General features: G+C 36.5%; 20 protein-coding genes. 10 read left to right on the top strand and 10 right to left on the bottom strand.

Annotation, left to right across the window (positions count from 1 at the left end; genetic code table 11):
• Positions 1–212: 212 nt before the first annotated feature.
• Positions 213–3365 carry an exodeoxyribonuclease V subunit beta gene (locus tag J8281_RS03155; protein ID WP_210196146.1) on the bottom strand — a complete coding sequence of 1051 codons (3153 nt, stop codon included), beginning with the start codon at positions 3363–3365 and terminating at the stop codon, positions 213–215.
• 379 nt (positions 3366–3744) lie between these two features.
• Between J8281_RS03155 and J8281_RS03160 the strand changes: the two genes are divergently transcribed.
• Positions 3745–4353, top strand: coding sequence for a superoxide dismutase (locus tag J8281_RS03160; protein WP_210196147.1), 609 nt, complete (start codon positions 3745–3747; stop codon positions 4351–4353).
• A 695-nt stretch (positions 4354–5048) separates the two neighbouring features.
• Here J8281_RS03160 and J8281_RS03165 read toward each other — a convergent pair.
• Entirely contained in the window at positions 5049–6947 is a 1899-nt protein-coding gene (locus J8281_RS03165) for an amidophosphoribosyltransferase (protein WP_210196148.1), read from the bottom strand.
• Positions 6948–7035: 88 nt separating this feature from the next.
• Complete coding sequence (locus J8281_RS03170) at positions 7036–7965, bottom strand: PfkB family carbohydrate kinase (protein WP_210196149.1); 930 nt, start codon at positions 7963–7965, stop codon at positions 7036–7038.
• 387 nt (positions 7966–8352) lie between these two features.
• On the opposite strand from J8281_RS03170, the gene J8281_RS03175 reads away from it, so the two are divergent.
• Positions 8353–9417, top strand: a complete 1065-nt coding sequence (locus J8281_RS03175; RefSeq protein WP_210196150.1) for a matrixin family metalloprotease — start codon at positions 8353–8355, stop codon at positions 9415–9417.
• A gap of 124 nt (positions 9418–9541) precedes the next feature.
• Here J8281_RS03175 and J8281_RS03180 read toward each other — a convergent pair whose 3' ends face one another.
• On the bottom strand, positions 9542–10945 hold the full coding sequence (locus J8281_RS03180) for a S9 family peptidase (protein ID WP_210196151.1): 1404 nt from the start codon (positions 10943–10945) through the stop codon (positions 9542–9544).
• A 188-nt stretch (positions 10946–11133) separates the two neighbouring features.
• Between J8281_RS03180 and J8281_RS19615 the strand changes: the two genes are divergently transcribed.
• The 3 genes from J8281_RS19615 (at position 11134) to J8281_RS03190 (ending at position 12142) form a co-directional block, all read left to right on the top strand.
• On the top strand, positions 11134–11268 hold the full coding sequence (locus tag J8281_RS19615; protein ID WP_246848952.1) for a helix-turn-helix domain-containing protein: 135 nt from the start codon (positions 11134–11136) through the stop codon (positions 11266–11268).
• Positions 11269–11273: 5 nt separating this feature from the next.
• Positions 11274–11489: a hypothetical protein gene (locus tag J8281_RS19620; protein WP_246848953.1), complete on the top strand. Its 216-nt coding sequence runs from the start codon at positions 11274–11276 to the stop codon at positions 11487–11489.
• A gap of 77 nt (positions 11490–11566) precedes the next feature.
• Entirely contained in the window at positions 11567–12142 is a 576-nt protein-coding gene (locus J8281_RS03190) for a transposase (RefSeq protein WP_210196152.1), read from the top strand.
• Between the two features lie 44 nt (positions 12143–12186).
• Here J8281_RS03190 and J8281_RS03195 read toward each other — a convergent pair whose 3' ends face one another.
• Positions 12187–12822 (bottom strand): viroplasmin family protein, encoded by a 636-nt coding sequence (locus tag J8281_RS03195; protein ID WP_210196153.1) that lies wholly within the window; start codon positions 12820–12822, stop codon positions 12187–12189.
• A gap of 448 nt (positions 12823–13270) precedes the next feature.
• A complete protein-coding gene (purN, locus tag J8281_RS03200) occupies positions 13271–13837 on the bottom strand; it encodes a phosphoribosylglycinamide formyltransferase (protein WP_210196154.1) in 567 nt (188 codons plus the stop codon).
• A gap of 268 nt (positions 13838–14105) precedes the next feature.
• Between purN and J8281_RS03205 the strand changes: the two genes are divergently transcribed.
• The 5 genes from J8281_RS03205 to pyk all read left to right on the top strand — a co-directional run bounded on the left by J8281_RS03205 (position 14106) and on the right by pyk (position 18634).
• Positions 14106–14339 carry an acyl carrier protein gene (locus tag J8281_RS03205; protein WP_024768509.1) on the top strand — a complete coding sequence of 78 codons (234 nt, stop codon included), beginning with the start codon at positions 14106–14108 and terminating at the stop codon, positions 14337–14339.
• Positions 14340–14357: 18 nt separating this feature from the next.
• Positions 14358–15611: a beta-ketoacyl-ACP synthase II gene (gene fabF / locus J8281_RS03210; protein ID WP_210196155.1), complete on the top strand. Its 1254-nt coding sequence runs from the start codon at positions 14358–14360 to the stop codon at positions 15609–15611.
• Positions 15611–16348 (top strand): ribonuclease III, encoded by a 738-nt coding sequence (gene rnc / locus J8281_RS03215; RefSeq protein WP_210196156.1) that lies wholly within the window; start codon positions 15611–15613, stop codon positions 16346–16348. Before fabF ends, rnc begins: the two co-directional genes overlap by 1 nt.
• A 289-nt stretch (positions 16349–16637) precedes the next feature.
• Positions 16638–17207, top strand: a complete 570-nt coding sequence (locus J8281_RS03220; RefSeq protein ID WP_210196157.1) for an IPExxxVDY family protein — start codon at positions 16638–16640, stop codon at positions 17205–17207.
• Entirely contained in the window at positions 17207–18634 is a 1428-nt protein-coding gene (gene pyk, locus J8281_RS03225) for a pyruvate kinase (protein ID WP_210196158.1), read from the top strand. Before J8281_RS03220 ends, pyk begins: the two co-directional genes overlap by 1 nt.
• A 54-nt stretch (positions 18635–18688) precedes the next feature.
• Here pyk and J8281_RS03230 read toward each other — a convergent pair whose 3' ends face one another.
• The 4 genes from J8281_RS03230 to J8281_RS03245 form a co-directional block, all read right to left on the bottom strand.
• Positions 18689–19675: an ABC transporter ATP-binding protein gene (locus J8281_RS03230; RefSeq protein ID WP_210196159.1), complete on the bottom strand. Its 987-nt coding sequence runs from the start codon at positions 19673–19675 to the stop codon at positions 18689–18691.
• A gap of 1117 nt (positions 19676–20792) precedes the next feature.
• Positions 20793–21056, bottom strand: coding sequence for a hypothetical protein (locus tag J8281_RS03235; protein WP_210196160.1), 264 nt, complete (start codon positions 21054–21056; stop codon positions 20793–20795).
• Between the two features lie 233 nt (positions 21057–21289).
• Complete coding sequence (locus tag J8281_RS03240; protein WP_210196161.1) at positions 21290–21628, bottom strand: barstar family protein; 339 nt, start codon at positions 21626–21628, stop codon at positions 21290–21292.
• Positions 21629–21630: 2 nt separating this feature from the next.
• Positions 21631–25737: a DUF6443 domain-containing protein gene (locus tag J8281_RS03245; protein ID WP_210196162.1), complete on the bottom strand. Its 4107-nt coding sequence runs from the start codon at positions 25735–25737 to the stop codon at positions 21631–21633.
• Between the last annotated feature and the right edge of the window lie 25 nt (positions 25738–25762).

Raw genomic sequence — 25762 nt, forward strand, 5'->3', positions numbered from 1 at the left:
TAATAAAATTTTCATAATAAGCCAGTAAATATCGCTGTTTTCAGGGGGCTTAAAGTTTTTTCTTACAGTATTTTAAACCCAAAAAAAACAACTATATTTTAGTTTTTTATTAAAAGTAATAGTATTTATTTCAACAATTACGGTACAATTATAAGATAAAAATACCTTTTATCCTTACAATTCTCTTAGTAATTGCAAAAATCCTTGATTATTTATACGTATTTTAAAGTGATTCTTTCATTAATATAAATTAAAATCTTATTTTCTATAAGATATCCCATATCATTAAGAATTTGAGCATATTTTCGAATCTGTGTTGCATGAGATTCTCGATAACTACCCGTTTTATAATCTATTACAGTTGTTTTTTTATAGGGATCAATAACTATTCTATCGGGTCGAAATAGTGTCCCGTTATAGAGCAGATCACGCTCATTATATATCTCGTTTTCTTTAGAAAAGTAGGTTGAAAGCTCAGGATGATTTATAAGGTTTTGGATTTCTTGTAACAACACTTCTTGTTCATGTAACGATATTTCACCTTTTCTATACGTTTCTTTAATCACACGGTGAATATCTTTTTCGGTATATATTAAGGACATGATATTATGAATAAGATTTCCTTTTTCTATAGCGTCTTCCTGGCGGGTGTCCCATAGTTTACTAGCATGAGTTACGATGTGAGTTTTATAGGTCTTTGAAGCATCTTCAAAACCAGTAATCAGTAGGGTTTGGTTTTTTGACTTTACCTGTGGTGTTATGCCTGTCGGCTTTTTAAAATCACCAAACGTATATTGTGCAATGTCTGCATTCCACCTTCCAATATTTTCTAGGTAGGCTATTAATTTTCCGGAAAACTTATTAGGGAAATACTCACCTTTGCTGTTAAGATCAAGCTTAGAGATAATATATAGTTGCTCTTTTGCTCTGGTAAATACAACATATAATAAATTAAATGCATCTAGCTCGAGTTGGGCCTGTCTTTCTGAAACTATTGTATTCGCATGCTCGGTATATGCTTCGATGCTCTTGTTATAGTCTACAAATACTTCTTTGAATCCGAAAAAATCCTCTGGATTAACTTCAATCCAGGCTTTTGGCTCAATTTCTCTATAAATATCTGTATTGGCAAATGGATAAACCACACAAGGAAACTCGAGTCCTTTGGCTTTATGAATCGTCATGATTCTTATGGCTTTATCGGTATCGGGTGCGACAATACTAAGGTTGTCTTTTTTAGTCTCCCAATACGATAGAAATCCAAGGATACCTTCAGTATATTGTTGCGCATAACCAAATACCACGTCCAAAAAAAATTGTAGGTACGCAGGTGCTTTTTTTGCCAGATTAAAACTGGTAATGATATACGCTATTGCATCATACAAAGGTCTTAACGCCAATTGATCAAAGTCAAAAAAGATCCCCTGATTTTTTAAATAGCCTACAAATTCGTTTTTTGTTGTATGAATCATTTCTTGTAGAAACAGGTGTTTTTCTTCTAAAGGAGTCTCTTTTGAAAGAAACTGAAGCATATCGACTTTTGCGTGTAGATCATTAGGCTGGAAATACCATTTGATTAAATTGACAATAAACAGAACCTCAGGAGCATTTTTAATCAATAGGGTTTCAGAAGAAATAATAGACAGTCCTTTTTCTGAAAGATAATTGGCAATAACCACTCCTTCTTTTTGCTTTCTCACTATGATGCAAATATCTGCCGGAGTATATCCTTTGGATTGAAGTTCGAGAACCGTTTCATAGACTTTTAAGGGATACGCTTCTTGTTCTTCGATTGCATTACTTGCTTTTATGAAAGAAATATCAATATATCCGTTCTTTTTGGTATTTACTTCTTGTTTGTTTCCTGAAAGATACAGTTGTCGATGAGTATCGTTGCTGAATTCCTGAGATAAAAACGTAAAAAAACTATTGTTGAACTTTATAATCTCTTCATGACTTCTGTAATTTTTTGGTAGGTTAAGCACTTGCTTTTCTTTGACCGAAAATGGATTTTGGTCTGAGGATAAAGCAATAAATTGCTCGGCTTTTCCACCTCTCCATCGATAAATAGCTTGTTTTGCATCTCCTACTATGGTAATCCGCCCTCTTTTGCCTGAAAGCGTCTCTGTTGCCACGGCATTATCAATAAGCGGTATCAGGTTATTCCATTGCAACGCTGAAGTATCCTGGAATTCATCAATAAAATAATCCTGGTAACGCTCGCCTAGTCGTTCATAGATGAAAGGAGCAGGTTGCCCTTGAACACTTCGATTAATAATCGTATTGAATTCTGAAATTAATAAAATTTTTCTTTCTTTCTGAATGGCTTTTAATTCTTTCTGAATTGCATTTAATACAGCTATTGGAGTACTATTTTTAAGACAATTTTTTAAAAAGTTTGTCTCAATCAATTGTTGTTTGGTAAGTAAAAAAGCATCCTCAATTTGAGGCCTTATATGATCTATTTTGTCTTTTTTGGCGCTATCCAACTTTGCATTATAGAAAGAAGCACGGTGTATGTCTTGTTTCCAGGCAGCTTTGAAATCGATCAGGAGCTCTCCGTTTGAAAGTTTTTTGAAATGGTTAGGGATAGAACTTCTAGTAAAATCTGAAGCATCTAGATGATTGTCTTCCAGCAACTCGAGAATGCGTTTAGCCTTCGAAACGATTACTTTTTTATGGGTTTCAATCTTGTCGCGTACCACTTTTTTAAGACCTTCAAAATCATCTAGTGATTTATCTGAAAGACGATTTAATGGTTGTCTGTCATTTTCGCTAAACAAAAGTTTTGCAATTTTGGTCAATTCTATGGTAATATCCCAACTTTTATCTTCTTCAAGTTTACGCATTGCAAAATCTATGATCAAATGTGTAATAGCCTCATCCAATCCAATTTTTGCTACCAAATTATCTACAGCTTCTATAATTAAGCCTTCAACATCCATTTCTATCTCAAAATTGATAGGTAATCCTAAATCGTAAGCAAATGTTCTAAGTATTCTATGCGTAAATGTATCGATAGTAACCACATCAAAAGCTGCATAATTATGAAGAATACTCTTTAAAATCCGAACGGTTTTACGTTTTAATTGCTCCTCAGAGATGTTAGTCTGTACAACTAAATCTTCAAGCAAATTTTGATACGCTACAGGAGTAGGGGTTGTACTTAGTGCTACAAGATTTTCTAATATCCTGATTTTCATTTCGGCCACTGCTTTATTGGTAAATGTTATGGCCAGGATGTTTTTATAAGCGTCTTTATATTGTCCTTTCAATAAAGTAACGAGGTATTCTTTTACCAAGGTATATGTTTTACCGGCTCCGGCAGCAGCATTATAAACCGTAAAAGCAGTTGTCGATTTCAAATTTTGATTTAATAGATAGAAGTGATTCTAAACCGAAAAGTAGGCATTTTTTACTTAAAATCATTTTTTAATCCATAGAATTCCACCGAGGCAGAGCTTAGGGCGTAGTTAGCATACATTAAGGCTTTTAGAACTAACAGTCAAGACAGAGAGATAGTTTAGTTTCTCGATTCGTAAGGTAAAGGAGCCTTAATTTTGATACCCCCCGACTGCTTTGCCGGGATATAGTTCATTACAAAAGTGCTTAGAAGTACGTTGATTCGTAATTTCTAAGTGAACTGTTTTAATTAATTTATAACAATTTTTAATTTTTATTCCTCTCGCTTATTGTTAAATTTGAGGTCATTTCGTTTTTTTATTAATCATAACAAAGTAAAATATGTCATTTGAATTACCAAAATTAAACTACGCATTTGATGCGTTAGAACCCCATATAGATGCTCGTACTATGGAGATTCACCATGATAAACATCATGCAGGATATACCAATAAACTAAATGCAGCTGTTAAAGGTTCTGATCTAGAAGGTAAAACCATAGAAAACATTCTTATAAATCTTGATATGTCGAATACGGCTGTTAGAAATAATGGCGGCGGGTATTATAATCATAATTTGTTTTGGGAAGTGATGTCACCAAACGGTGGTGGCAAACCTTCTGGCGAGTTGGCCGATGCGATAAATGCAGCTTATGGATCTTTCGATGCTTTTAAAGACGAATTTTCTAATGCTGCGGGTTCTAGATTTGGATCTGGTTGGGCTTGGTTATGTGTACAATCTGGTGGTAAAGTAGAAGTATGTTCTACACCTAACCAGGATAATCCTTTAATGCCTAAAACAGGATGTGGAGGAACACCCATATTAGGATTAGATGTTTGGGAGCACGCCTATTATTTGAACTATCAAAATCGTCGTCCAGACTATGTATCGGCATTTTTTAATGTGATCGATTGGAATGAAGTTTCAAGTAGATATGCTCAAGGAAAGTAAGATGAATTTTCTCAAGACCACATCTTAAAGATTTCTACATATTAAAATATATTTTACCAAAAAAAGAGAGTCGCAGCATAGCGACTCTTTTTTATTGGCACCGCCAAAGGGTATAATACTCTGAGGGAGTTTACTTGCTATATGTGTTTTACTCTTCCTGTATAATCTATAGAATTCTCCTAGATAGCGTTTCGGGCGTAGTGAATAGATAATGAGATTTAGAACTAAGAACCAAGAATCAATAAACTAAATTATCTTGGTTCTTGGTTTTAATTCTTATATTCTTGTGGCTCTGCCTAGATAGTTCGTTATCAGAACTGACAGGTTAAGAACGTACAGATCACTAAGTACTACTAAAGGAAGGAGAATAAAAAGCTAAAAAACTGTATTGAAAAAAAGTATTTTCTTTAATCTATAAGAAAAACGCCCTCACTAAGTTGAGATCATCGAAGGACTATATCGTATAGAATTTCGGAGCGTATATAATATCGTTTAGGCAAAACTATTATAAAATAAAAAAAGGTGGAAAATCCACCTTTTTTTGCCCCAAATCTACCATGAACTTAACCTACTTATGCTATGGCTTTGCTAATATAAGACGGAAATTCATTGTGAAAAAATGTTTTAGATAAAAGGTCAAAATAATTGTTGAAATACACAAATTAACCCTTTTTAACAGCAAAAGATTTTTGATTTTAATAGGCTCTTTCATTCTTACCTTCAAAAAAATTGATAAATGCCTTATTAACTACTCTGTTACCCCCTATAGTAGGATAATCTCCTGTAAAATACCAATCTCCCAAATTTTTAGGGCATGCCTTGTGTAAATTTTTTACGGTTTGATAAATTATCTTCACCTCGGCATTTACATACTGATCACTTAGTAATTCGGCGATTTTATCACTTATTTCCTGATCAGTAAACCCACTATAGATTTCTTTTACAAAATTTTGTACCTCGGCATCGGCTAAGTGTTCTTGTGCTTTACATTTTTCGTAAACTTTCTCAACCAGATCATAGTTGCCATCTTCTTTTAATAGCTCTAAAGCCGCCTGAAATGCGATTAGTCCCTCTAATCGTGCCATATCAATGCCATAACAATCGGGATATCTTATTTGAGGTGCCGAAGAAACAATAACAATCTTTTTGGGTTGTAACCTGTCCATCATTTTGATGATGCTCTTTTTAAGTGTAGTTCCCCGTACAATACTATCATCAATAATAACCAGGTTATCGTTGGGTTTAACGACACCATAAGTAACATCATACACATGCGCTACCAGATCGTCTCTACTACTATCTTCGGTGATGAAGGTTCGTAATTTTGCATCTTTAATTGCAATTTTTTCTGTTCTTAAGCGAGCAGAAAGTATTTCTGATAAACGCTCGTCTGTTAGTACTTCTTTTTCAGATAGTATGGTTTCATTTTTCTGCTTATTTAATTCGTCTTGTGCAGCTTCTACCATACCATAGAAAGAAGTTTCTGCTGTATTCGGAATAAAGGAGAAAACAGTATTTACAGTGTCGTGATTAATTTCTTCTAAAACCTGAGGCATGATTAATTTGCCCAACGCTTTTCTCTCTTTATAGATTTCTGCATCACTACCTCTAGAAAAGTAAATACGTTCAAACGAACATGCTTTACGCTCCAAAGGTTCTATAATTCTTTTTATGCTCGTATCTCCGTTTTTCTTTACAATAATTGCTTTCCCCGGATCTAATTCTACCACCTCATCAAAAGGTACATTAAATACAGTTTGTATAACGGGTCTTTCTGATGCTACCACTACTACTTCTTCATTCGTATAGTAATATGTCGGACGTATACCTGCAGGATCTCTTAAAACAAATGCATCACCGTGACCCAGCATTCCCGCCATAGCATAACCACCATCCCAGTCTCTCGATGATTTTCTCAAAATTTTAGCTACATTAAGCCGTTCAACGATTTGTGGAGAAGCATCAATCTTATTATATCCTTCTTTTTTTAGTTGTTTGTATAGTTTTGCCACTTCAGAATCGAGAAAATGACCGATTTTTTCCATTACGGTTACGGTATCTACTTTATCTTTTGGATGCTGTCCCAGGCGCACAAGGTTATCAAACAGAACATCGTTATTGGTCATATTAAAATTACCGGCGACGATGAGATTTCGATGCATCCAGTTATTCTGCCTTAAAAAAGGATGAACACTTTCTACACTATTTTTACCAAACGTACCATAACGCACGTGGCCTAATAACACTTCTCCTATGTACGGAATGTTTTTTTTCTGAAGCGCTACATCGTCTGCATATTCAGGATGATCAACAAGTTCCTTATTAATTCTGTCATTAATTTGAGAAAAAATATCCTGTATAGGCTGTGAAGCACTAGAACGAACCCTGCTTATGTAACGCTCTCCCGGCGGTGTGTCTAATTTGATACTGGCAAAACCTGCGCCATCCTGACCTCGATTATGTTGTTTCTCCATCATGAGATACATTTTATTAACACCATAAAATGCACTGCCATATTTTTCTTTGTAAAATTCTAACGGTTTTAATAATCTTATAAATGCAATACCGCATTCGTGTTTTAACGCATCACTCATTATAGTTCAAAAATTCTAAGTTGTTGTGCTAAGTACATTATAATTCAAACTTAAAAAGCCTCAAAAAATAAAATTTCGAGGCTCGTTTTTAAGACAATTCTATTTCAAATTGAGTTAGTTCTTTAAATTGCTTTAGTCGTTGATGGACTTCTTCTCTATTGAGGCTTTCCATGCGTTCTGTTCCAAATTTTTCTACACAAAATGAAGCCAGGTTGGATGCATGAATAATCGCATTCTTCATATTTTCAAAAGAAATATCACCAGTTTTAGTTAAATATCCTGCAAAACCACCGGCGAATGTATCTCCCGCACCTGTAGGGTCGAAAACCTCTTCGAGAGGGAGTGCCGGGGCAAAGAAAACCTGTTCTTTATGAAATAATAGAGCTCCGTGTTCTCCTTTTTTGATCACTACATATTTTGGCCCCATCGCTTCTATAACTCGAGCCGCTTTTACCAACGAGTATTCTCCACTAAGCTGTCTTGCCTCTTCATCATTGATGGTAATCACATCTACTTTGGCAATAACTCGACGTAGATCTTCTATAAAGGCATCTTCCATCCAGAAATTCATAGTATCCAAAATAGCAAGTTTTGGTGTGCTCGTTAGTTGTTCTAAAACACCAAGCTGTACTAATGGATTAAGATTTCCTAATACGACAATCTCGGCATCTTTATAAGCATCAGGAACTATAGGATTAAAATCGGCAAGTACGTTAAGTTGTGTTTCTAAAGTATCTCTAGAATTTAGATCATTATGATATTTTCCACTCCAAAAAAATGTTTTACCACCTTTTACTACTTTAATAGCTGAAGTGTCTACATTTCTATTTTCTAAAGTTCTAAAATAGTCTTTCGGAAAGTCTTCGCCAACTACAGAAACAATGGCCGAAGGAATATCAAAGTGAGATGCCGAAAGTGCAATATACGGAGCGGCACCACCCAAGATCTTATCTGTTTTTCCAAAAGGAGTTTCTATGGCATCAAAGGCAACAGAACCTACAATTAATAATTTGCTCATACAATAGCGTGTAAATTTTTTGCAAATATACACTTTACTTTTTCAACCTGCTTTATATCCTATTAAATCTCTTTTGAAGATACAGAGCAGAACATTTTTTGTTCTTAGATTGAGTTACATCTTCTTTACCAGTGTGACAAAAAATCATGAAGGTTACTTTTCATTACTTAGATATGAATTATTAATAATGATTCGATCGTGAATTCATGCCGAACTCGTTTCAGTATTCAGCTTGACACAAACCGCTTAGGTTAAATTACAGATATTCATTTTTCTATTCTTCATCATCATTTACAACAACGTTTGATCAGTTTTAACACAAAATACTGTCATCTTATTAAAATTTTGTTAATTTTGAAAGAAATTTAATTCAAACTCAACTTAATTATGAAAAAAAACAAGCTAGCCAAACTTGTATTGGCTATTGCAGTTTCGTTTTCTGTAGCGAACTGTGAAAAAAACTCTGACGACATTTTCGAACCCCAACAACTCGATGATGCCAAACATGCAAAAGTTTGTATTGCCAAATGGGATTTGTCTAATGGTGCAAAAGCGGCCAGTATCAAAGCAAAGCAATGGCAACCTGGTCAAACTATTCGCGTAAAATTCTTAAACGGTAACAATTTTGTACAATCCAAGGTACGCCAGTACGCAGTAGCGTGGGAAAGCTATGCTAATTTGAAGTTCGAATGGGTTTCTTCTAGCAGTAGTGCCAACATTAAAATCGCATTTAGAGAGGGGCAATATGCTAATGAAACAGGATCCTGGTCCTATTTGGGAACAGATTCTAACAGTCATGCGCACAGTATGCATTTTGGGTGGTTTGACAACGATACTACCGATGAGGAATTTAGAAGAACAACCATTCATGAATTTGGTCATGCTTTAGGATTAATTCACGAGCATCAAAATCCCGTAGCAGGAATTAATTGGGATAGAGAAGCGGTGTACGCGTATTATGCCGGTCCACCAAACAACTGGTCGAGAGCTCAAGTCGACAATAATCTTTTTAGACGGTATGAAGCTAATGTAACCAACTACAGCGAGTATGATCCATTATCTATTATGCATTACCCAATTCCGGCAGAGCATACATTAGATCGTGTAGCTGTGGGAAGAAATACGAGTTTGTCTGATACCGATAAATCCTTTATTGGCACTATATATCCTTTTTCAGATACAGGAGGAGATATTTGTGACGGTGTTGAGGCTTATGTAAGTGGTCGATCCTATCCTGTGGGTGCTAAGGTTACGTATCAGGGATCATTATACCAAAGAACATCTAGCGGATGGAACAATCTGGGTGCATGTCCTAGTAATGATCCATGTGCCGGTGTAGCAGCATACGTGAGCGGTCGTTCTTATGCTGTAGGTTCAAAAGTTACGTATCAGGGATCATTGTACGAAAGAACTGCCAGCGGATGGAACAATTTAGGGCCATGCGGCGGATAACATGAATTATAATCTGGCGTTATCGCTAGATGAAGTTAGAAAATACCCTCGAACATCACTTCGGGGGTATTTTTATGAATAGAACTGATTTAACCCGTTTTAGGTCCAGGTTTAAATCACTTCGTTATTTATAGGTTTGTTTTCTTATCCATTCTCCCAGTACTTGCAATGCTTTCGGCGAAAAGGTTTCCTGAATCATTCCATATTCATTTGGTAATCCTGTCTGGCTTTGCTGAAATAAATGATTAAGCCTCTGCAACCTCACGATCTCAACCCTTTTGTTATTTCCCTTTTTGAATGCCGTTTCAATAGCGTGAAGATTGTTGTCTGGAAGTACTTGAGTGTCATTTTCGCCCTGAAGTACCAGTACAGGGCATTTTATAGCTTGTAAGCATAGTTTTGGGTCAAATTTTACGAAAAAGGTAAACCAAGGGGATGCTAATTGTTCGACCATCATTTGTATGTATTGTGGTGTGCTTAGATGCTCTGGCTTTGGGTTCAATACATTTAGTTGTGATATCGAACCGGTAAGATGCTGTCTTAATTTATCTTTTAAGAGTTCTGGGTCTTCATTTTTTAAGATTAAATCATATGTAGTTCTATTAATCCCAAGAATAGTATCTATATTGGCTTTGGCTATGTTTGATTTTTCTAGGATTTTTTGGGTTTGTGAAGCTAATACCCGATCACCACGTATCCCCGGAGTAGCTAATAACACTACAAAATGTATAGTGTTATTCTTTGAAGCCATCATACTGGCTACAAGACCCCCTTCGCTATGACCTACTAAGCCTATTTGGGTAGCATTAATTTCATTTCTTTCAGAAAGATAAGCAAAAGCCGATACCAAATCATCAGCAAAATCTTGAGTAGTTGCTTTACCAAAGTTCCCTTGAGATGCGCCGACCCCGCGCTCATCAAACCGTAAAACAGCGATGCCCTGTCGTACCAAGTAGTCTGAAATTACCAAAAAAGGCTTATGCCCAAACAGTTCGGCATTCCTATTTTGAGGACCACTACCGGTAATAAGTAGTACAGCTGGAAACATGTTATCATTTTTACTGGGTATAGCGAGGGTTCCATAAAGCGTATCACCATTTTTATTGGTAAAAGACACTTCTTCATTTTGGTATGGGAACGGAGGTACGGGTTCTTGCGGCTTGCGCACCTCTTTTGCGATCTCGCCCTTTTTAAGATCTAAAGGAAATTGTAGTCCTGCCTGTGTAAATGTACCCACAATAAGCGTATCGTTTTTAAGTTGCCCCTTATAAGTGGCGCCTATATTTTTGATAACATAGGTAATCAAAGAGTCTTGTACGCTAGTGCTATCGACAATAATACCTGTAGCACCTTGTGCGGGGCTATCCATAATAGTTTTGTAGATACTATCTTTTTTCTGAATATGAAATATCAGAGGTAATTGCGAATTTTGTAGCTCTAATGATCCTGACCATGAGCCGGTCATATTCTGAGCGTTGCTAAAAAGAGAACATAAAAAGAAAACTACTACTGCACTTATCTTTTTCATTGTATTTATATTTATTAATTGTCCGTTATTATACCTAAAATTTAACGGAGAAGTCATCCTGAATTCGTTTCAGGATCTCATTAGGTTTATTTTCAATACATTGAGATGAGAAGCTGAAACGAGTTCAGCTTGACGCAAACCGTTTAGGTTAAATTACGGATATTCATAAAAATTTATAACTATTAGTTATGGAAAATATACTAGAACATATCAAAACTATTCGTAAACAAAAAGGATATTCGCATGAATATATTGCGCAAGAACTAGATATTAGCCAGGCGGCGTATAGCAAATTAGAAAAAAAGAAAGCAAACTTACCGTAGAGCGATTGTATCAACTGGCAAAAATATTAGAAACGCCGACTGATGAGTTTCTAGATTCAAATTCAAGAAAAACAATCAATCAGGATTTAAAAGATCAATCGATGTGTTATATTGAAGACCTGTATCAAGAAAACAAAGAAAAAACAGATAAAATCATCGAATTATATGAAGCGCGATTAAAAGATAAGGATAGGTTGATCGAAGAATTAGAAAAGAGATAAATGTTAGACCCCAAAGGTCTCAGAGACCTTTGGGGTCTCTTTATTATCCATTTTACAATCAATAAAATTTAGACTATTTGAAATATGAAACATTAGAACCCGGTCGGTATTATCACATATACAATCGGGGAAATAACAAAGAAAACCTGTTTATAGAAGAAAAAAATTATAGTTATTTTCTTAATTTACTTAAAAAACACATCCTACCTATTGCCGAAATACATTGTTATTGCCTCCTGCCTAATCATTTCCATTTACTAATCAGAACAAAAGAGAATTTAGAAAGCAAAATTATATCCCAAGGGTTTTCTAATGTATTTAATGCCTATGCTAAAGCTATCAATAAAGGCTATGAAAGGTCAGGTAGCTTGTTCAAAAGAAAATTTTCCAGGATAAAAATAGAAGATGAAGCATATGTCAGGAATTTAATTTTATACATTCACACCAATGCCCAATACCATAAAATTACAGATAATTTTCAGACATACCCTCATTCTTCATACGCTGCATTCCTGTCTGAAAAACCTACAAATATCTCTAAGGACTATATTTTAGAATTGTTTTCCGGAAAGGAAAATTTTATATCTAGCCATCAACAAAAAGCAGGATCACTTTCAGAAAAACTAAAAGAATATACCCTGGAATGGAAATAAGACCCCAAAGGTTTTCAAAACCTTTGGGGTCTTAAGTTAGATACTTATTTCCTTCCAAAATCCGCCGGAATTTCACCCCAGGCTTTGGTTTCCCACTTAACAATTTTAGTCGTATACGTATTTTCGTTAAGCCACTGTATAGCTCGATCTACCAAATCAAACATCGCCGCATTTTTTGTGGTTCTTTTAAGCTTTGTTTTACAGGTTTTTCGTTTTACCCAGCCAATCGCTATTTTAGAGTCTGAATATATAATACGATCACTGTTTTTCTTCTTTAAATAGGCCAGGCCATGCACAAGTGCTAAAAACTCTCCGATATTATTAGTACCCTGTGCAAAAGGCCCTTGATGAAACAGCTGTTTTTCGGTCTGGGTATCAACGCCTCTATATTCCATTTTGCCAGGATTGCCACTAGATGCCGCATCTACGGCTATAGAATATAAATTAGGCTTCCCAATTTTCGACAACTGTTCAGCTGTAAGTGTCTTTTTGGGTTTGGTTTTTCCTTTATAATCTTCATAGTCTCCGTTGTATGCTTTTTTTGCAAGGTCAAATGAGTCAAACGACTTATATTTGGCATTTGCATAGCCTTTTACAGCGGCTTTACAATCGTCCCATGTTGTATAAATCCCGGGGCGGTGCCCTTCCCAGACTACGTAGAATTTTTCTTTTTTTGCCATTGTTTAGTTGTTAGTTTATAGCGGGTAGTGATAGGGTTACAAAGTTTCAGAGTCTTTCTCTCATCCCTCACAGAGAGCGAAGCGAACGCCCTCATCCCTCGCAAATTCAAAGACATCATGTCTACGACACTATAGTATATTCAACAAAAATTATGTCTTAAATCTCAAATATTCAAATACAACCTGATCAATATCCAAGTCAAATGTGAAACTGAAATTGTTAAAAAGTTAATGTTTAGCAAAAGTATTATTTGCGATCTCTACCCTTTCCGTCTCGCTCAGGGCGAGCCACCTTTCTCTAAGCCCTCTCCCCAAAGGAGAGGGAACTAGACATGCGTGTAAACTCCTCAAACCTTACAGAAAGCAAATCGAACGCTCTAACCACTCACAAACCCTACAAACTCACATCCTCATCCCTCACAGAGAGCGAAGCGAACGCCCTCACCTCTCATAACTCCAATACTTTTTCTATAACGACAGGAAAGTGTTTATATTCTAATTGATGAATTGCCTGTGCCACATCATCTGCAGTATCTGCTGGATCTATGCTGGTTTTTGCCTGAAAAATTATTGCTCCCTCATCATAATGTTCATTTACATAGTGGATTGTAATTCCGCTTTGATTTTCTTTATTTTGAATCACAGCTTCATGTACATGACGACCATACATTCCTTTTCCTCCGTATTTTGGTAAAAGCGCAGGATGGATATTGATCACCCGATCAGGAAAGGCGTCGATGATTCTTTTAGGAAAAATCCATAAAAACCCTGCCAGTACAATAAGGTCAGGTTGTGCATCTTTTAAAAGGTGAAGCACATCATTGCTGTGATAAAAAGATGCTCTATCAAAGTGTAATGCTTTTACGTTATGCTTATGTGCACGTTTTAAAACCTTTGCCTGTCTATTATTAGAGAACACGTGGGTAACTTTGGCAGTATTGCGCTCTTGAAAATAAGTAATAATGTTTTCCGCATTCGTGCCAGAGCCGGAAGCAAAGATAATGATGCGCTTCATAGTGTGAAAAGGTATTTAAAAATGAATAGTAACTAATGTTTCTTTAAAATATAGAGAAACACTATCATAATAGATGTAATAGAAAAAAGTCAAGATACGTTCCATCTATAGTTTACAAAAAAAATAATTATAATTCAATTTTAGGCAGTTAAAAGCCATTACTTTCCTATATTTGATAAAAACACAAATACATTTTTGCGGGATTATGGGGTTTTAAAATAAAGTTTTTTATTTTTGCCTCCTAAATTAAAAATTAAAATTAAAAACTATGTCAGACATTGCATCAAGAGTAAAAGCGATAATCGTTGACAAATTAGGTGTAGACGAAAACGAGGTTGTAAATGAAGCTAGCTTCACAAATGACCTAGGAGCAGATTCGCTAGACACTGTAGAATTGATTATGGAATTTGAAAAGGAATTCGATATTCAGATTCCAGATGACCAGGCAGAGAACATCGCAACCGTAGGTCAAGCTATATCCTACATTGAAGACGCAAAGTAATAAACTTCACCACAAAGTATGAGCCTTAAGCGAGTTGTAGTCACAGGACTGGGTGCTTTAACACCTATCGGTAAGAATATAGAAGAGTATTGGGAAGGATTGTCGACCGGAAAAAGCGGTTGTGCTCCCATTACTTATTTTGATACCGAAAATTTCAAGACTAAATTTGCTTGCGAAGTCAAAAATTACGCTGCTACAGATTATTTTGATAGAAAAGAAGCGCGCAAACTTGATAAATTTGCTCAGTATGCCATTATATCTTCTGAAGAGGCTATAAAGGATGCCGAAATCGATCTTGAAAACGTCGACAAATTTAGAGTAGGTGTAATTTGGGGCGCAGGAATTGGCGGTTTAGAAACTTTTCAGGAAGAAGTGATTGGCTATGCCAAAGGAAATGGAACACCACGTTTTAATCCTTTCTTTATTCCTAAAATGATTGCCGATATTGCTCCAGGTCATATTTCTATTCGAAATGGTTTTATGGGGCCTAACTATACCACGGTATCTGCTTGTGCATCTTCTGCCAATGCTATGATCGATGCCTTAAATTATATTCGTTTAGGACATTGTGATATTATTGTAACTGGAGGAAGTGAAGCTGCAGTAACCATAGCCGGTATGGGTGGATTTAATGCCATGCATGCCTTATCGACAAGAAACGAAAGCCCAGAAACTGCTTCTCGACCTTTTGACGCAACCAGAGATGGCTTTGTTTTAGGCGAAGGGGGTGGGGCTCTGATTCTTGAAGAATATGAACATGCCAAAGCCCGCGGTGCCAAAATCTATGCAGAAGTTGTGGGTGGTGGTATGTCTAGTGATGCATATCATATGACAGCACCACATCCAGATGGTATTGGTGTAGAACGTGTGATGCTCAATTGTTTAAGAGATGCAAACGTGCAACCAGAACAAGTTGATACCATCAATACGCACGGTACTTCTACTCCGCTGGGAGATGTCGCAGAGTTAAAAGCAATCACCAAAGTTTTTGGTGACCATGCTCCTCATATCAATATCAATTCAACAAAATCTATGACAGGACATTTGCTAGGTGCAGCAGGAGCTATAGAAGCTATTGCCTCTATTCTTGCTATGCAAAAAAGTACTGTGCCGCCTACAATCAATCATACTACTGTAGACGAGAATATAGATCCAAATTTGAACCTGACATTGAATACAGCTCAAAAAAGAGACATTACCTATGCCATGAGTAATACTTTTGGTTTTGGAGGGCATAATGCGTGTGTGTTGTTTAAAAAATTAAACGAATAATGAATGTTATTCGCAACATATTAAATTCCCGCTCTGAAAAGAACGGGAATTTTTTTTCCAAAATTCATAAAATATTGGGGTTTAAGCCTAAAAATATTAGACCTTATGAAAAAGCATTTACACACCGCTCGTTGAATTTAAAAGATAAAAAGGGAAATGCTGTAAATTATGAGAGACTCGAGTTTCTGGGTGATGCTATGCTTGGCAGTGTAATAGCTGCCCATTTGTTCAAAGAAGTTCCCGAAGGTAACGAAGGCTATCTTACAAAAATGAGAGCAAAAGTAGTAAGCCGAAAGCATCTGAACGAATTGGGGAAAGACCTGAAATTAATTGAATTGGTACGAACAAATATCCCAAAATCACAATTTGGTGTAAATATTCACGGTAATCTTTTTGAAGCGTTAATTGGTGCTATTTATCTCGACAAGGGATTTTCGTATTGTGAACGTTTTATTCATGAAGCGGTAATCAATCCTTATGTGGATATTGAGAGTCTCGAAGGCCAAATTATTAGTTATAAAAGCTTACTGATTGAGTGGTGCCAAAAAGAGAAAAAAATTTTCAACTACGAAATTTACGAAGATACAGGCAAAGATGAGATGAAGCATTTTGCAGTCAAATTATGGATAGACGAAAAAGTTGTAGCAAAAGCCAGGGCTACATCAAAGAAAAAGGCTGAAGAAAAAGCTTCCAAAAGGGCTTTCTTTGCATTTCAATCCAGAATAACATCAACATAAAGGCACCTTGTAGAAACTCTACTACTCAATTTTTTTGTGAGAAACGTGCAAACCAGTTTATAGCAAACTACCTCGGGACAGGCGTTGAGGTAGTGCACCCTCTAGCGGTGCGAATAAAGATACTAACTCAATCGTTTTCGTTTAATTTCTTTATCATTTATTAATCTTAATAGGGTATTTTATTTGTATATTTCACGTTGGATTATAAGTAAAATACTTTGGGAGCAATAGTATAGATGAAGTGTTAGCATATAATTTTAATTTCGATTATCCCATAAATTACTGCACGATGGCCATTCAAAAGTTAGTCTTAGAAACCTTTGAAGATGATAGTTACGAACTCATAGCTATTCACAGTTCATTACCTTCGTACAGACTAGCTTTCTTATTAAATAAAACGCTGGGCATATCACTTTTCAGAAAGAAAAAAGATATCCATTTTAAATACAAAGACGGCATAGCGAATTTTCCGATATATCAATATGAAGATCACTTGCAGTACAACACTTATGCTTTAGTAGCTAATAAGTTTCGTAGTATGGTAGAGACAGATATACCGTCTTTGAACAGGTCAAAAAATAGCAGTAACCATACGTCAAGCCAGAGCGTATCTACAATTACACCATCTAACAAAGCTGTCTCTGTGGGTTTATTTGCCGCTCAAAAAGATGCCTATACAACCAAATACTTAATTCCTGAACTTAAACATGTAGATTATTTTTTAAAAATCACTGTAGAGTCATCTACTTTTTTGAGCAAACCAAAAGTTTCCAAAATACTTGATATTTCTCAAGTTATTACAGCGTATACAATTGATTACAGTACACTCAAGTCAAAAAACAATTTAATATTAGAATAATGCCAAGACGTAAAAGAACCAAAATTGTGGCAACTCTGGGGCCCGCTACGAGCCGAAAAGAAACCCTAAAAGAAATGATGGAAGCGGGCGTTAATGTTTTTAGAATTAATTTTTCTCACGCAGATTATAACGACGTTAAAGAGCGTGTAAAAATGATACGACAACTAAGTGAAGAGCATGGGTTTAGCACTGCTATTCTGGGAGATCTGCAGGGGCCTAAATTGCGAGTTGGAGTCATGAAGGGGGATATTATTGTAACTAACGGAGATCTTCTTGATTTTGTAACAGGAAAACCTTTTGAAGGTTCGGCCAGTAAAGTATACATGAACTACGAGAATTTTCCGAAGGACGTAAAAGCTGGTGAGCGCATATTACTAGATGATGGAAAACTTATTTTTGAAGTAGTTTCTTCTAATCAGAAGGATACTGTAAAAGCCAAAGTAATACAAGGAGGCCCATTAAAGTCAAAAAAAGGAGTAAACTTGCCCAATACAAACATTTCACTTCCTGCATTGACCGAAAAAGATGTAAAAGATGCCATTTTTGCCTGCCAGCAAGAGGTAGACTGGATTGCTTTATCCTTTGTACGACATGCACAAGATCTAATGGAGCTTCAGGATCTTATTAAGAAACATAGTAAACATAAAATTCCGATAGTAGCTAAAATTGAAAAACCGGAAGGTGTCGATAATATCGATAAAATTGTTGCGTATTGTGATGGTTTGATGGTAGCCAGGGGAGACCTGGGTGTCGAAATACCAGCTCAAGAAGTTCCCTTAATCCAGAAAAAACTAGTACTTAAGGCCAAAACTGCCAGAATACCGGTAATTATAGCCACACAGATGATGGAAACTATGATCGACAGCCTTACTCCCACCCGGGCCGAGGTTAACGATGTGGCAAACTCGGTCATGGACGGCGCCGATGCCGTGATGTTATCTGGTGAGACATCAGTGGGTAAATACCCGGTGCAGGTAATAGAAACAATGACCAAAATTATTCGAAGTGTAGAGAATTCTGATTTGATCGCTGTTCCTCAAAATCCTCCACATATTAGAACGAATAGATTTATTACGAAGTCCATTTGTTATCATGCAGCGCATATGGCCAATGATATAGATGCAAAGGCTATTTGTACACTAACCAATAGTGGGTATACGGCTTTTCAAATTTCTGCCTGGAGGCCTAGTGCTCACATTCTGGTATTTACGAGCAATAAGAGAATATTAGCACAGCTTAGCTTACTTTGGGGTGTAAAAGCTTTTTTCTATGACAAGTTCGTAAGTACCGACGAAACCGTAGAAGATATTAATAGTATCGCAGCCAACAAAGGTTTTGTTACCCAAGGGGATATGTTAATTAATCTCGCTGCAATGCCCATTACCGCTAAAGGAATGGTCAATACATTAAGGGTCTCACAAATTTAGGTTTTTATATGGGTAAAATGGGTTTAACTTGAAGTCTTAGTTTTGAGTTCAATACTACGCGTATTGGGCGCTATTTATCCTAAGCCTTTTTTTGACGATATCAGCCGCAATCGAGATACCGACAGTTTCTGGTGCGTGTAGTATAGTTTGATGATTAAAGAAGATCATCGAATTGTCACATACGGCTTCGATCAAATAATGACTTCCGGTAAAGTAAGCCTTCTTTACTCTTGCTTTTATGGTAGATGTGGGATCAACTTTTACCTCATGGGGATACACAAGAATTTCTTTATCCCCTTTTTGACCAAGAGTTGAAAGACGTAACTGGTTTACCTCTCCAAAAAGAGAAGCTACATAATAGTTTGAGGGGTTTTGATACAGTGCTTCAGTTTTTTGTTGTGTAACGACTTCACCTTGTTTAATGACAATGGTTTCATCGGCAAACGAAAGAATATCTGTTTTATCATGTGTCGCTGTGACACTTGTTATTTTGTTACGTTTTAAATACCGAAAGAGATTACGGCGTAGCGAACTTCTTCTAAAGTTATCAATGTTATGAAAAGGTTCGTCTAGAAGTAATAATTCGGGCTTTTTGGCGAGAGCTTTGGCAAGAGCAACTCTTTGTTTTTGACCACCACTTAAATTTTCAACTTTTTTATCTGCATAGTCAGTCATTTCAACAATTTCAAGCAATTCTTGAACTCGTTCTTGTTTTGCTTCTTTTTCAAAATTTGAAAGGTATTGACCGATGTTTTCTGCAACAGATGTGTATGCCTGAAGTTCAAATCCCTGGGATAAGTATTTCATTTGCTCCTCACCGGGAACTAAGGTGTATAAAGGACCTACTATTTTTTTATCATTCCAGAAAAGTTCACCTTCTTCAACATGTAACAAACCATAAATAATCTTGAGCAATGTACTTTTTCCACAACCACTAGCACCTATTAGAGCGATATGCTGCCCTTCATTAATAGAAAAACTTATGTTTTTTAAAATGAGTTTGGTGTCGTAAGCAAAAGATATGTTGTTCACTGTAAGCATTACTCAAAGATATTGAACTTTGATGAAGTTTTGGGATAAAAGTTACAACTTATGTGTTGCTTGAGTACATGTATATGTAAAGTAAGCTATGTCTTGGGTTTATTTTACAGCCTCCTGTGCCTACAGCACCTGCACCCTATAGAGGAAGAAGCGATACCGCCAACATTCTTTTGAACTAACTATCCTAACTCATCGTAGGAATTGGCAACGATTTGTTCTGCATCCTGATTGTTGATCTTTTGAGTTTGACTTAATAGCCTACCCATATGGTCATAGGTAAACGTATCTTTGGTAACGATCGCTTCGTGGCTGCCTTTTCACGCATCTAAAGCAACGCTTTTTTCTATTCTCTTAAAGGTTATCTTTTATTGCTTACTACACTTTTTTTGACATATGTTTTGTTATGAATTTTAGAGTTCTTGCTCATCAGCTCAAAAATACAAAATGTCAGTTTCATTTTTGAAACTGACATTTTTATGCGGCTTACATATACTTTACCGAGCTTTGACGGCACCAGAAACATTCTGGCGCTAGCAGGGGTAGTTATATAACTCCGTTTTTTCCAAAAAACAGTTAATATAATTTAATCGCTGCTGATAGGTAAGCTTATCAGATTTACTTAATCTATAATAGGTAGCTATACTATCGATTTCATTTGCAATCGGTATAGTCTTAGCGGTTTGACCATAAACCATTATACTCATATACATTAAGAAAACTCCAAAATATACCGTAGGGTTAACAACACACCATGGTTTCATATATTTATATGTAGTATTTTTTTTGATCACACTTCGACTAGTTTTTGTGTAAGAATGGAATCGCCATATCATCATATTGATAGGTATCAATCTCATTGTTATGGCTTATTTCATGGCTTAAAATTACTAAATAAACCTGAACCCAACCTGTAGAAAACTTAATATAAGATATCGTTCTACTTCTTTGTACATCTTACACCATAACTCTTTAATTTTAATCCTTAAATAAACTAAGTGTTCTAATGGAGTTTTAGCTAACAATTGCGCTAGAATTGTTATCGTCCTCGAGACAAATATGAATTTTATTTTTTATACGTGTGGGCTTCTCTATTTTTAGTATTGTTTTTTTCTGATAGTTAAGCAATACCAGCAGTTACATGTTGATGATGCGAGGCATAAAACCCAAAGCTAAACCGTACTTCTTTTTTATATAAAAAGGTTTCTAATGTTGGATTATACTCGATAGGTGCATTAAAGTCTTTCATCATATTGATAATACGATATAATTTTGATTTAGAAATCTCTAATTTACAAGCTAATTCGTCTGGGGTTCCCGTGGCTTGAAGTCTGACCAGCTGGTCTACCCTTCTAATTAGATCGATTTGTTTGGTGACATTCATTTGACTTGTGTTTTCTTAGAATTTGAAGCCAAACCTACTATTAATATCAACCCATGTCAAGACCTATTACAGGGGGTTTTTCCCCTGTACAAGTGATTTTTCGATCATTTACATCAATTCACAGATTAACTACACTAATTTGATAGATTATTGATCGTTTTTTTTAATTATTTCACTTTAGGGCATAAAAAAACCACTCATCACCTGAGTGGTTTATAAATTATGATTTAAGATCAAGTAGATGTTATGTTATAAAGTATTGTAAATTCTTTTTCTTGATTTTCTGACCATTCTTGTTTTACATCATTTAACAACTCTAAAAACATATTTTTGAACTCAGACGATTCTTCTTTCAAGAATAAATCAAAATCATTTATAATCAAAACTACCTTTCTATGTTCTATCCAAGATAGATCTGTAAGACAATCTTCCAAAGCATCTAGGTTTTGACCATAGTGGTCTGCAAATAGAAAAGCTAAGCCTATTTCTCGTAATGCATTTTTTTTAGTTGGACAATTAATACCATTAATTGATCCTACAAAAGTGTTTTTATCAACCTTAATAGTTTCCATAATTAATCTTTAATTTCTGTAAATGAACCGTAATGGTCACTTGTATAATAAACTTTTCCATCACTCCCCTTTACTAGCCTTTCTGCATCTCTTCGTTGACCTGCAGGAGTAGGATTTACATCATACTCTTTATATGTTATTGGGTTTCCATCAGCATCTGTTTTAGGTAACTTACCCTCCCTATTTTTAAAGTTTCCTCCTCCTTTCTTAGTCCCAGGGATTTTTCCATCATTTTTCTTTATCCATTTTTTAAATTTTTTAAGTTTTTTAAGTTTGTTAAGAGGTAAAAGAGCTAAAGACATTAAATCCTTATTTTGAATAGCTTCAACTCCGTCTTTTAAATCATCAGTTACAAAAAATGCAGTAAGTTCTCCAGTAACTGTTCCATCAGATGTTGTAACACCTTCCCAAACTTGTTTCCAAAACGCTTTGGTACGATCCCACTTTAGATTATTTGGGATTTCTCCTGCCTCTTTTATTTCGTCAAAAGTATCAGCACTAACAACCCAATCAAAATCGTACCCATCATCTACATGATATTTCTCTCCTGTTTCTTCGTTAACAACATCAGTAAATAATCCTGTAGGATCTTTGTACATTATAGGACTATTGTTGCTATAATGATATGGAGTATAATCTTCAAAACTCTCAGCCATTGCGTCTATTCCCATAAATCTACCAATACCAGGATCGTAATGCCTCCAATCCATTTCTAACATATTATAATCAAGGCTTTCGTTTAATTCCTTGCCAACATATGTAAAGTGCTTGTTTTCTGCACCTCTCAGGACATCATTGTATCCTCGATGTTCAAGTCCAAAAGGGTAATAATTCTTCTCTTGGATAATTTCACTCTGACTAATAGAACCATTCTTATCAGCATCCTTATAACTCAGTCTAATATTCCCAAGATGGTCTTTAAATTTAAAGACATATTTGTACCCATCATCCTCTTTTTCTACAATTCCTTCCGGTTGGTTAAAGAATTCTAGATTATCATTTTTATAAACATACCCTTGTGCATATTCCGTACTTGTATTAGAACTTCCCTCTAGCACGATCTTTTTTTGCTTCGTGCCAGTGGCATCGTAAATATAAGAAATTGTTCCGGTTCCTTCACTGTCACTAATCGAAACGGTTTCAGGTAAATTCAAATGATTGTAGGTAATGCTTGAGATGCCCTTGTTACGGTCTATGATCATATTCCCGTTTGCGTCATAGTCAAAATCATCATTGGTATTGGTGCCGTCTTTAAAACCATAGGTTTTGTTACCCGTATCGGTCACTTTTTTTAGTTTGTTTCCAGCATCATACTGGTAGCTTAAAACATCCATATTGCCATAGTTAGCATTGTTTTGCCAACCGTTTCTTGCCAGGGATAAGATGTTTCCAACCTTGTCGTACGTAATGCTAGATACTACATATCTGTTCTCATGATCATTGGCTGCTGTAAATCGATTCAATTCATCATAACGATATCCATACGCTCTTTTCTGGTTATCGTTAGCCGTTTTCCATAGGGTTTCGCTAATATTACCGTTGTACAAAGGATGAGCATGGAGATTTTCGGTAATCTTGTTGTAATTAATACCAAAAGCAAATACATCGTCTCCTAAATTATCAACATCATTAATCCCTTTTAACCAACCACGGATGTTGTAGTGGTAATTTACAGTCTGCAAGCCTGTGCTGAGCGTAGTCGAAGTGCCCCCTCCGCCTGCGGCACCTCCCCCTACAGGGGAGGAAGCTATACCACCCACATTCTTTTGAACCAACTGCCCTAACTCATCATACGAATTGGCAACGATTTGTTCTGCCTCCTGATTGTCGATCTTTTGGGTTTGAGAGGTAAGCCTGCCGATATGGTCATAGGTAAAGGTATCTTCGGTAACGATCGCTTCATGGCTGCCTTTTTTATGGTAGGTATGGGTTTTTTCTACTTTTCCTGTAAAGTCAAGCTTGCTTTTTACACTATCATGGGTATCCAGGTATTCATTCTTACTTTCATTGTAGATTGACCTTCCTTTATTATCATAGTAGGTGACTGTAGTAGTCCAAAAAGAGGTGCCTAGTACTTTTACTTTGCTACCTGTAGACAGGGATTTGGTACGATCGCTGGTGCCTACCCCGTAGACCGTACCCGGATCATTGATCCCTGCCCTGTCAAAATCATAATCATCATAATAATTAATCGTAAGCACTTCTGCATTTTGTACGTTTGGATATCCTCCATTATTGTAATGCATAGTGGTACCCCCAATCATCACTGCACTACCTCGTTGTACCCATTGCTTATCGTTATACCCTTTGGCTTCGGTTTGTAATTGTTTCCGGGTTTTGTTGGGTATGGTGATCTTACCGGTATAAGCTACCCTACCAAAGGCATCATATTTGGTAAAGAGCCATTCGTTTTTTGCTTTTTGGTTAGGATCTTGGGTGAGTACAGGTTGATCCAGTTTGTTATAGACAATCGATTCCCAGGTGTTTTGATCTCCTTTGCCAGGGATTTTCTTTTCGATGAGTCGGTTTCTATAATCGTAGCGGTATTGGTAGCACAGTTCGGTAAGTTCGGTGTTTGATACACCGTCACTGGTATCTACGTTTGGGGGGATGACGTATGTTAGGTTTCCGAAGTGGTCGTAGACATAGTAGGTATCATGCGCACCCCCTCCGGCTTCGCCACCTCCCCCTGTAGAGGGGGAGGAGCTATTGAAAGTTCTTTTAAGAATAACGTTACCAAGCTTATCTTTATATGCTCTAGTTGTTCTTAGGTCTTCATCCCCGGGCTTCCAGTTTTCATCTTTGGTGATGGTGACATACAGTTCATTGGCAAGGTAATGCCCATTTTGTTGTAGTGCAGGGGCTTCGGTGTTATTGGGATTGGGAAAGTTGACATCAAATCGAATCACTTCCCCTGTAGTATTGGTAGCCCAATCAAATTTGATGGTATGATCATGATCGCTACCAGGATCGGCTTTCCAGGCTGCCCCCGGGGCACCTTGTTCCAGCACGCGGTTAAGTGGAGATTGTTCAAATACACTTTCACTATAGGCATTCACTTCTGAGGGGTTTGTGATCCCAGGGAAGTCTTCTCTGTGTTTGTTTAGGTAATAGCTATTGATGTCATCGATAACATTTACGGTTTTAAACGCCCCATTATCTCCCGATACAAAGGGGAGGTATTGCTTATCTTGTCGCCCGTAATCATCGTAGGTAATATGGGTAACGATATCACCTATTTCCTGTTGCGCCCCCAAAGCAATTGCGATGATTGACCTCTCGTTACCATTCAGTTTTTGAAGTACAGGGTTCCAGAAGAATTGTTTAGTATTCAAATCTGTACTGTAATACAAATAACTTCTAAACCGGGTACTGGTCATGGTGCTTCTCCATTTAAAATCGGTACCGGTAATCACTTTATTTCCATAGCTATCATACACCCCGCTAATCCCAGAGTTTCCACCTGTATATTGATGGGGGTGAACCACTCCCACCAGTAAATACCAAGTATCCAGCTTTGGAAGATCTCCATGCCAGAAGTATGGATTCCCATTTTCTGATCCGTTTAGGTTGTTGACATTTTGGGTACCATGATAGGTATTGCCATCTTGAGAACCTGTTCGTTTGACCCAAACGGTATATCGGTAACTTGCCGTATTATCAATCTCAAAGTAAGCTGTGTTCCAACCCCCGTCGGCATGACTATCTGCATCGCTACCACATCGCCATAACAAAGAGCGTTCCCCTGCCGGGTCTATACCCATAACCCGGTTGTTCTCTGCAGTAGATCCGTTTTGATTATAAAAGGGTGTACTCCCCTGACCTTCGCTCCAGTCTTCTGGGAGCAGATTGACTATGGGAGCCCCTGCACCCGATGCCTTGATGGCGCGTTGTTGCATTGGTCTTCCCAAACCATCGAAGTAGGTGACGCTTTCTATGGTATGGCTCGATTGCCCTATTGTAGAACAATTCACATTCTCGATTGCATCTATAGTTATTGGTCCCTGTGGGATGATTGTATGGATATAATTCTTATCGGATAAAGAGGTCTGGGCATGTAGTTGCAAGCCCACGACTAAAAGTACTATGCTATATAGGATTGTTTTCATCTTGTTTGTTTTTTGGTTGACACTT

Source organism: Aquimarina sp. U1-2 (assembly GCF_017897595.1).
GTDB lineage: Bacteria > Bacteroidota > Bacteroidia > Flavobacteriales > Flavobacteriaceae > Aquimarina.

What these genes read in the sequence shown, in the direction of transcription:
- J8281_RS03160 (WP_210196147.1), top strand. Translation starts at nt 3,745, where the DNA reads ATGTCATTTGAATTACCAAAATTAAACTACGCATTTGATGCGTTAGAA.
- J8281_RS03165 (WP_210196148.1), bottom strand. Translation starts at nt 6,947, where the DNA reads ATGAGTGATGCGTTAAAACACGAATGCGGTATTGCATTTATAAGATTA.
- J8281_RS03170 (WP_210196149.1), bottom strand. Translation starts at nt 7,965, where the DNA reads ATGAGCAAATTATTAATTGTAGGTTCTGTTGCCTTTGATGCCATAGAA.
- J8281_RS03175 (WP_210196150.1), top strand. Translation starts at nt 8,353, where the DNA reads ATGAAAAAAAACAAGCTAGCCAAACTTGTATTGGCTATTGCAGTTTCG.
- J8281_RS03180 (WP_210196151.1), bottom strand. Translation starts at nt 10,945, where the DNA reads ATGAAAAAGATAAGTGCAGTAGTAGTTTTCTTTTTATGTTCTCTTTTT.
- J8281_RS19615 (WP_246848952.1), top strand. Translation starts at nt 11,134, where the DNA reads ATGGAAAATATACTAGAACATATCAAAACTATTCGTAAACAAAAAGGA.
- J8281_RS03195 (WP_210196153.1), bottom strand. Translation starts at nt 12,822, where the DNA reads ATGGCAAAAAAAGAAAAATTCTACGTAGTCTGGGAAGGGCACCGCCCC.
- purN (WP_210196154.1), bottom strand. Translation starts at nt 13,837, where the DNA reads ATGAAGCGCATCATTATCTTTGCTTCCGGCTCTGGCACGAATGCGGAA.
- J8281_RS03205 (WP_024768509.1), top strand. Translation starts at nt 14,106, where the DNA reads ATGTCAGACATTGCATCAAGAGTAAAAGCGATAATCGTTGACAAATTA.
- fabF (WP_210196155.1), top strand. Translation starts at nt 14,358, where the DNA reads ATGAGCCTTAAGCGAGTTGTAGTCACAGGACTGGGTGCTTTAACACCT.
- rnc (WP_210196156.1), top strand. Translation starts at nt 15,611, where the DNA reads ATGAATGTTATTCGCAACATATTAAATTCCCGCTCTGAAAAGAACGGG.
- J8281_RS03220 (WP_210196157.1), top strand. Translation starts at nt 16,638, where the DNA reads ATGGCCATTCAAAAGTTAGTCTTAGAAACCTTTGAAGATGATAGTTAC.
- pyk (WP_210196158.1), top strand. Translation starts at nt 17,207, where the DNA reads ATGCCAAGACGTAAAAGAACCAAAATTGTGGCAACTCTGGGGCCCGCT.
- J8281_RS03230 (WP_210196159.1), bottom strand. Translation starts at nt 19,675, where the DNA reads ATGCTTACAGTGAACAACATATCTTTTGCTTACGACACCAAACTCATT.
- J8281_RS03235 (WP_210196160.1), bottom strand. Translation starts at nt 21,056, where the DNA reads ATGAATGTCACCAAACAAATCGATCTAATTAGAAGGGTAGACCAGCTG.
- J8281_RS03240 (WP_210196161.1), bottom strand. Translation starts at nt 21,628, where the DNA reads ATGGAAACTATTAAGGTTGATAAAAACACTTTTGTAGGATCAATTAAT.
- J8281_RS03245 (WP_210196162.1), bottom strand. Translation starts at nt 25,737, where the DNA reads ATGAAAACAATCCTATATAGCATAGTACTTTTAGTCGTGGGCTTGCAA.